Origin of the sequence: Actinoalloteichus spitiensis RMV-1378 (assembly GCF_000239155.1) — a bacterium.
In the GTDB taxonomy this organism is placed as follows: Bacteria; Actinomycetota; Actinomycetes; order Mycobacteriales; family Pseudonocardiaceae; genus Actinoalloteichus_B; species Actinoalloteichus_B spitiensis.
Genome location: NZ_AGVX02000652.1, coordinates 1 through 7,904, shown reverse-complemented (window position 1 = coordinate 7,904; position 7,904 = coordinate 1). Strand labels below are relative to the sequence as shown.

General features: G+C 70.0%; 8 protein-coding genes. 6 read left to right on the top strand and 2 right to left on the bottom strand.

The window, feature by feature from the left end:
* Positions 1-732 precede the first annotated feature (732 nt).
* Positions 733-2,025: an NsdA family TPR-like regulatory protein gene (locus ACTIDRAF_RS0223440; RefSeq protein WP_026066425.1), complete on the bottom strand. Its 1,293-nt coding sequence runs from the start codon at positions 2,023-2,025 to the stop codon at positions 733-735.
* A 24-nt stretch (positions 2,026-2,049) separates the two neighbouring features.
* Entirely contained in the window at positions 2,050-2,520 is a 471-nt protein-coding gene (locus ACTIDRAF_RS0223435) for a hypothetical protein (RefSeq protein ID WP_026066424.1), read from the bottom strand.
* Between the two features lie 134 nt (positions 2,521-2,654).
* Here ACTIDRAF_RS0223435 and ACTIDRAF_RS0223430 point away from each other — a divergent pair, with 134 nt between their 5' ends.
* The 6 genes from ACTIDRAF_RS0223430 (at position 2,655) to ACTIDRAF_RS0223400 (ending at position 7,702) form a co-directional block, all read left to right on the top strand.
* Positions 2,655-2,960, top strand: coding sequence for a hypothetical protein (locus ACTIDRAF_RS0223430; RefSeq protein WP_016701132.1), 306 nt, complete (start codon positions 2,655-2,657; stop codon positions 2,958-2,960).
* Positions 2,961-3,550: 590 nt separating this feature from the next.
* The gene (locus ACTIDRAF_RS34085) at positions 3,551-4,030 is read left to right on the top strand and encodes a hypothetical protein (RefSeq protein WP_016701130.1); all 480 of its coding nucleotides are present in this window, start codon (positions 3,551-3,553) and stop codon (positions 4,028-4,030) included.
* Positions 4,030-4,719 carry a 7-cyano-7-deazaguanine synthase gene (locus tag ACTIDRAF_RS34080; protein ID WP_016701129.1) on the top strand — a complete coding sequence of 230 codons (690 nt, stop codon included), beginning with the start codon at positions 4,030-4,032 and terminating at the stop codon, positions 4,717-4,719. The genes ACTIDRAF_RS34085 and ACTIDRAF_RS34080 overlap by 1 nt, the downstream gene beginning before the upstream one ends.
* Positions 4,720-5,017: 298 nt before the next feature.
* The gene (locus ACTIDRAF_RS34630; protein ID WP_016701128.1) at positions 5,018-6,130 is read left to right on the top strand and encodes a helix-turn-helix domain-containing protein; all 1,113 of its coding nucleotides are present in this window, start codon (positions 5,018-5,020) and stop codon (positions 6,128-6,130) included.
* A complete protein-coding gene (locus tag ACTIDRAF_RS0223405; protein ID WP_157163237.1) occupies positions 6,130-7,176 on the top strand; it encodes a GHMP family kinase ATP-binding protein in 1,047 nt (348 codons plus the stop codon). The genes ACTIDRAF_RS34630 and ACTIDRAF_RS0223405 overlap by 1 nt, the downstream gene beginning before the upstream one ends.
* Before the next feature lie 328 nt (positions 7,177-7,504).
* On the top strand, positions 7,505-7,702 hold the full coding sequence (locus ACTIDRAF_RS0223400) for a hypothetical protein (RefSeq protein ID WP_016701126.1): 198 nt from the start codon (positions 7,505-7,507) through the stop codon (positions 7,700-7,702).
* The last annotated feature ends 202 nt before the right edge of the window (positions 7,703-7,904 follow it).

Here is a 7,904-nt window from a genome sequence, read left to right as displayed (position 1 = left end):
GAGCTTGCCGTCCCGGAGAGCACGAGCGCGCACGGCACGCTGTGCCTTGTCGGGCACGGTCGGCATGGCAGGTGGATGGTGGTCCTGTTCGGCCTGGGCCTGTGCTCGTTGCGGATCCCCGTCTCCTGGAGTTCCTGATGCCAGGAGGTCCGTAGCTCAGGAGGTCCTGGCCCGGGTTCCGGCGTGGCGTCGGTTCCTGAAAGTGCTCCCGTTCGAGGCTTTGGTTCGTCATCGGCCTGGGGGTCGGGATACCGGGTGGGGGTGCCGGGGGCCACCCTGTGCGGTGGCTGCTGCCGTGTTGAGCTGGGGGAGTGGCTTCCCGCTGTCGGTGTCGGGGCGCGGTGTCGGGCAGGGCGGCGGGGATTACAGGGCTGGTCCGGCCGGCAGGGCGCTGTCCGCCGCCCGCCTCCGGCACTCGCCGGTCGTCGCGGCCGCTAGATCTGGTGTCGAGCGAACGGGGCAGTCCCCGCAGTATCCCGTGGTGGTTCCAGGGGGCGTCCCCGGCGGTGTGGGTTGCCCAGGGCTCACCCCCGGTTGCGCGGAGCGGACCCTTACCGACCTGTACCGATGTCAGTGCGTGACCCAGTCTGCGCGATCGCGTAAAGCCCTACCCGCGCCTGGTGTCGACGACGCGAGTACCCGATTCGAGACGCGAAGGGGATGTCCGACGACTTCCACCGGGCACACCCCGGTTCTCGAAAACCGCCTTGCCCGCAGGAACAGTAGTCGAGTTCAACGCCCGATCAGGACATCGTGAATATGGTCGTCGAGTTCGGCGAGGTGTGCTTCGGCTTGGGCTTGCCGCAGGGCTTTCCGTGCGTGTCGCAGGCGTTGAGCGGGCACCCGGCCACCGGTAGTCGCGGCCAGGTCAACTGCCTCGTGGAGGAGGGTGACGCTGGCCGCCGGGTCTCCGAGCCGCAACCTCGCCAACGCGAGGTCCGTCCCGATGATCCCGCGCTGCACCGCATCACGTGGCTGGGTCATCGTGGCCAGCGACCGTTCCAGACGAGCGTGCGCGTGATCGGCGTCTCCGACGTAGAGCGCGCAGAGCCCGTCAAAGCCGTCCAGCCGATCAGCGTTGAAGCCCGATGGGTACTGATCGATGGCAAGCTGTTCAACCGTGGTCCAGGCACGTTCCAGGGCTGTCAGGGCGTGGTGGGCCTGGCCAGCACGGGCGCTGACTTCGGCGTGGATAGCGTGCGCGCGAGCGCGGAGTGCGTAGCTGTCACTGCGGTGCGCTTCCGTGACGGCGGCACGAGCTATCTGCCCGGCTGTCTCCGGGTTGCCGGTGGCGTGCAACGTGACCATCGCGTGGCTGGTGAGCACGGCAGCGCGATGACGGCGGTTGGGAAGGCGACCTGCTGTCTTCCTGGCTTTCTGGTACAGCGATTCGGCTGTCTCGTCATCTCGAGTCTCGAAAGCTAGGCGTGCGGCCAGCGCGAAGGCGTCGGCCGCCAAGGCCAGCACCTCGTCGCGGTGCTCGGACCGGAGCATCCGCTGGCAGGTGACGACGATGGGTGCGAGTTGCAGTTGCAGGCGCACCAGCGGGGTCGAGCCGATCTGGCTGTTGATGCCGCTGACCTGGTCAGCAAGCTGATGAACCGCCGCTTCGTCGGGCATCGACGCGTGGTCTCCGTCGACCCCACCGGAGGTGGCGGCGGTGCGAGTGACGGCTTCGACCAGGTGGCGGATGCGGTGCTCGGGCGAGCCGGAATGCCGCAGAGCATCGAGCAGGGCTGCGAAGTCCGATCCCGGTCCCAACGCGAACGTTCCGCTGGCCGTCCGGGCGTACAGGTGCGCCAGCAGGTACTGGTAGCGCTCGCCGGGACTGGTCGGATCGGTGGGGCTTTCCCAACGGGCGACCGTCCGCTGGATGCTGGCGACGCGGCGATCGGACGGCGACGTCATCGCGAGCTGGCCGGCAGTTTCCCGCAATGCCCGAGCGAGATCAGCCCACGACCAGCCCCGAGATTCGCGCAGGTGGCGCAACAAGTTCGATCCGGTGACGGGACCAATGCTGGTCATGCCCACCAGTACATCATCGTGAGGTCACAGGGGCACGACCAGCCGGGGTTTTCTTTGGTCGGCGGCGTAGGCGAGGGTGTACCAGGTCCCACTGGCCGGATCGGTGCCGCGCGGGAAACCGATCACGAACTCGCTGCGGTCGACCATCCATCGATTCCGCGCATGGTAGGCAGCCGTGCCCAGCTCGGGAGCCCTGAGTTCGACGACCTCGTCCAGCCGGCCTTGGTGCTTCCATCGGGCAATCGCTTCGGCTGCGGTCGTCGGTTGATCCGCGACCGTGCAAGGCACGACCACTGTGAGCCGGGCACTGGTGTGCTCGGCCAACCACCCCAGTGTCGCGGTGTCGATCCCGGCCGCGCCCCCAATGTAGAACCGGACGTGGTCGGTGGCGAACCGTCGCAGATAGGCGTCGAACAGGTCGTCCAGTTCGGCGTCGGTGACCTCGCCGGTCGTTCTCGTTCCGGTGATCGTTACGGTTCGCGGCACGTCAACCACGTCTCCTTGCGGTTGTCATCGAATGTCATCTGTCCCAGGCCCAGCCAACCACGGTCTGATCAGTTCGCTGGTTGCGTCGCGTCCCCGACCGCGCCGCGACCAGCACCCAACCCACACACGACCGGATCGCGACGATGAAACTACCGACCTCGATTTCACGTCTCACCACCGACGACGAGTGGCTGACCACCGTGACCACGCTGCTGCGTGAGGTGGCCAACGACGGGTTCACCTTCCACCTGTGCGGAATGCCCGAACCAGTCGTGCTCGTCGCGTCGTACTACTGGGACAGCTATGTCGACCTCTTGAAGATCACCGGCCCCGACCAAGTCACGGCGGTACGCGCGCGGTCCGGCGCGAGAATTTCAACGTCTTCCAACCGCCGGCCGTTGTTTGGGCGTTCGGCAACGACCCAGAGCCTACGCTGCGGGCTCTACTGAATTTGGTTCATCCCGAACACCCCGATCATTCGGACCAGCCGTTCCCTACGCCGCCGGTCATGGTCGTGCCTGAAGACGTGCGGCGGTCCGTCCGGTTGAAGCCACCCGAACCAGGCACGGTCGGTCGACGCGAACGCCGTCTACGGCTTGCGCTGAGCAAACACAGGGCCACCGATACCTCGCGCCCCGAGCCGAAGGTCGAGGAGAGCGTCCAGCCCACGCCGCTGCGGCTGGGGCGTGCTGTATGACGCCAACACTGTCCGAGGTCTTGCCGATGGTCGACCTCGCGATGCCTGTTCCGTGGTCCAGAACCACGTGGACCTGTACGAACAGGATCTCGCCCAGCACTTCGATGTGGCGGAAGCAGCCGCCGTCTCCAGCGGCACCGCACTGCACTGCGCGTTGGCTTTTCCACAGGACGAGCAGAGTTCGAAAGGCCCGGTCGACCGCTCCAGCTTCCCCTCCGGGTCCCGTTCGTCGCTCCGATGGTCCGCCGACGCGGTGCCCCTGAACTCGGTGGGGCCGAGGTTCTCCCGCTTGAGGCGCCTCGGTTCCGCCGCCCCATCCCCCATTCCCCGCACGGAGGATTCGTGACCACAGCCACCGCGAACCCCACCGAGAGATGCGTGATCTCGGCCGCGCAGGCGCCCACCCGCTACGCCACCGGGACGGCGCGCTGGCCCACCTTCACCGACCCCGACACCGGGCAGGTGCGGCTGTCCCTCGGCGGCACCGTCGACGCCCTGCGCATGAGTGCCGAGCTGGGCCACCAGGTCAACCACCACCTCGTCCAGGCCCTGCAACGCGGACCCATCATCGAAGTCCTGGCCCGTTCGTCCGCCAGCTGGATCTACCTCACCCAGAAGCGCACTCCGCTGCGTTCCTCCACGGTGACCGAGCTCCTCATCGCTGGAGCCTGCTGGTACGAGGTGGGCAGCACGATCCCCCTGCCCCCGGCGACGTCCCGGGCCGAGTGTCCCCGCTGGATCCAGCGCCCTCGCGTCGGCACGGACCTGCCTCGCTGGGAGGCGGTCGTCGGTGCCATCCGCCGAGCGAGCCGGCCAGCGTGATGACCGGCGCTGTGTTGACCACGCACCTCGCACGCCAGCACCCGGAGCACACGGTCGTCCTCGCCTCTGGTGGAGTGAACTCCACCGTCCTGGCGTACTGGTTGGCTGCCCGGCGCAGCCGGCTGACCCTCGTGTCGTTCGGCCACGGCCAGCTGCACCGCATCGCCCTCAACCGGGCCTCGGTCCTCGCCCAGGCACTCGACTGTCGGCACCGAGTGATGGACGTGACCGCGCTGCTCGACCCTGGCGCCCAGTCCTTCCGGAGCCAGCTGGAACCGGTCTCTTCCCTTCCTACGCAGGGAGCCGTACCCGGTGGAACCCCAGTGCCACACGAGGTCATGCTGGACGTCGCCGTGTCGGTGGCGGTCGCGGTCCGCGCCGACGCAGTCGCTTCAGGGGTACGAGTCGCGCACCCATCACCGACGCACCCGCAGGGCCCCCTGGACAAGGATGACGCGTGGGCGGGCCTGCGGTTGCTGACGCCGTTCGCTGGCCTGCCCGCCGCTGCCGTCGTGCGTCTGGGTACCGCCCTGGGCGTTCCCTTCGCGGATACCTGGTCCTGTGCACGGGCGGAGCCACCCCACTGCGGACTGTGCGCGCCTTGCGTGGAACGTCGACGTGCTTTCCACGCCACCGGGATCGTCGACCTGACCACCTACCAGGACACTCGACCTCGGGAGGCGGGATGACACCCGTCGATGTGACCGAGACGGTCACGACACTGATCCCTCGGGTCCCGGCCGCCCGCTCCCGGCGTGTCCGCCGCTACGCCCTACCGCGGCTGACGAGCCGGATTCGCCCGTACCTCGTCGGGCTCCCCTCCCGTGGCAGCCCGGATGGTGACCAGGGCCCTGCACCCACCACCACGAGCGACCCTGCCCACTTCTCGAACCCCCACGCCCCGCGCTGACGAGCGGCTTCGGCCGCAGCCGGATCACCCTGCGACGCCTTTCCCGTCACCCCGTCCCATCCACGGAAGTTCCAGACATGACCACCGCATCCGGTGCACCCGGGCTCCGGCCCGTGCTCCACCACCTGATCCGCCTCCACCCCGGCGACGAAGTCACCGCCGGCCCCCTCGCCGCCCCCCTCGAGGAGTCCACCACCGCGATCGACCACGAACTCGAGCTCATGGCCGCCGAGGGCCTGCTCACGCCGCTGCCCCACGCCTCAGGACCCACCCGGTTCCGCCGCGACGGCGCGAACCACACCGTGCCCCTGGCCCGAGTTGACCCAGCACGACGGTGGGCGTGGCTGGTGGACATGCTCGACTGGTACCTCCGGCGCACCGCCGAGGTCGACCGTGCCCTCGACCCGTACGGGATCCGGAGCAGCCCGGTCTACGACCGGGCCAACCGACGCACGGGGTGGAGCCCGGACCGGGCACTGTTGTGGCTGGCCGCGGAACGGACGAACGTGCTGGCCGCGCAGTCGCTGGCCAGCCTGCACGGCTGGGACGAGCTCACCGTGAGCTTCGCCGAAACCCTCGGGATCCCCCTGTTGCGCGGCGGGTACCTCGACGACCTCGGGGTGACCCACCACCTGGCGTTGGCGGCGCGTCCGCCGATCGACCCGCTGCTGCTGGCCACGCTGCACCTGCGCCTGGCCGAGGCCCACCTCGCCGCGCAGGACCACTCCTCCGCCGTCGCCGAGTGCGTGCTGGCCCAGGACATCGCCGCAGGGGTGGGCGGCGGGCACGTCCAGGACGCCGCCCGTGCCCTGCGGGCCCGGGCCGAGGACGCCCTCGGTCAGCGGGCGGGAACACCACCACCGACGCGGGAACACCCGCCCGCATGTGATCTGCCACCCCAGACGCCCACGTCCGCTTCGGAGCCGCACCGCCCCGGCGCCGCCGGTCCCGCATCCCCGCGCCTGGCACAGCGAACGGGTTCCACGCCCCGAGACGTGCGACGGGCGGTCCTCGCCGCCACGCTCGCCGTCCGCTACCACCAGGGGCACTCCATACAGGAACTGGCCACCGCCATCGGTCGCTCCTACGACATGACCCGCCGCCTGCTCAGGGAAGCCGGGGTGCGGTTGCGCCCACCGGGAGGCCGGCGCACCGCACGCACCGCTCCCGTGGAAGGTCAGCAGCGGTGATGGTCGATCCCGTCGTGGCCACCGTGCCCGGCCGTGTGCTCCTCGCTGGTGATCACCTGGACTGGATGTGCGGCGGTCCCTGCGTGTCGGCTGCCGTGGGGCTGCGGACCACGGCCACCGCGCTGCTCACCTCGGCCACCGAGCACCTTTCGGTCATCGCCTATCGGCCGTTGCACCAGCAACGCACCGTCCGGGTGCGGGACTACGCCCCGACCGGTGATGACCTCGACCTGGTCCTCACCGCCGCCTGCCTGTCGGTGTACCAGGCTGGGGCGGGGCCGGCCGGTGGGGTCGTGCTGACCCGCGGTGAGGTCCCGGTCGGTGTGGGTCTGGGGTCCAGCGCCGCGGTCGCCGTCGCGGTCGCCGCCGCCGTCCTCGGGGCCCGATCTGGTTCCCCAGCCGGCTCGGCCGGGGTGGATCGGGACCTCGTCCTGCGGATGGCGGGGGAGGCGGAACGCAGGACATCGGCAGCCGGGGTGTCCACGGATGTCCTGGGCGTCGCCGCCGGTGGCCTGGTTCGCGTCGAGGCCACCGCCGGGCCCGGGGTGCCCCGGGTGGCGGTCCTGCCTGCCCTCGCCGACGACGAGGTGGCGCTGCTGCTGATCGACACCGGGCGAGGCAGGTGCCCGCATGCCGAACGGGTCCTGGTCTCGCGGTGGGTGGCCCGGGACCGGGATGTGGTGCGCTACGCCGATGCCACCGCCCGTGTGGTGGATGAGGTGACGGATGCGCTGCGGCAGGAGCCGGTGTCCTGGCAGGAGCTCGGGGTCCTGTGCACGGCGGCGCACCACCTTCTCAGCACGCGGGCGCGGGCGTCGACCGTGCTGCTCGATGCGGCCCTGGCCACGGCGGTCGACCACGGCGCCTACGGGGGTAAGGCAGCAGGAGGTGTGGTCGGTGGTGGTGCGGCCTTTGCCTTCGTGCCGCGAGACCGGCTGTTTCCGGTGCAGGCGGCTCTGCGGGCGCTACCGGTCGAGGTGACGGTCGTGTCGACCTGCGCTGCTGGGTTGACCTACCCGCACTCCTCGGTGGGCATGACGGCATGACGTCGGGGCTTCCGAAGTTTTGCCACTGGGCGCACCCTGGAGGGGACTACCGCCACTCTGCGCAGAGCTGTCGGTCGGGGCGTCGAGAACGACGTCCCGACCCGTGACGGCAGCCCCGTTTCCCGGCTTCCCGCCGTGTTACCCCGCCTCCTCCCGTGCGGGACGCGGCTCCGGGGCGGTGGCTGCTCGGTCGCCCGGTGGTCGAGCTTGGCCAGCGGGTCCCGCTCCGGGTTCCCACCGGGCGACCACCCCATCTCCTGTGCTCCCTGCTGTCCGTGTGCGCCAGCTTCGCGGTGCACCCCTGCTTCTCTCGAAGGACCTGTTTCTCGTGATCGTGCACGTCCTCATCCACGCCGTCGTCTCGGTGCTCATCGCCTGCTTAGCCCTGATCGTGGTGGTGGGCCTGGTCGCGGTGTACCTCGCGGTGTTCGGTGGCCACCCGCAGTCCTGGCACGCGGCGGCCGACACGGTGGTCTCCACGCTGGCCCGGTCGCTGACCACCCTGCTCTACGGACTCGCCCCGTGACCCCGACTTCCGGCGACACCGACAGGGTGTCGCCGGGAGCCGGTCCCGCTGGGTCCGGTCCGCCACTACCTGCCGGAGGACGGATATGACGGATGCGGCGGCCCGGAACGCGCTTCAGTCGGTGCCGGAACTGGCCGGGATCTACGCGTTGACCCGCCGGGGCTGGCAGTGGACCTCGTTGTCCCGGGGCGCCGGGGCCCTG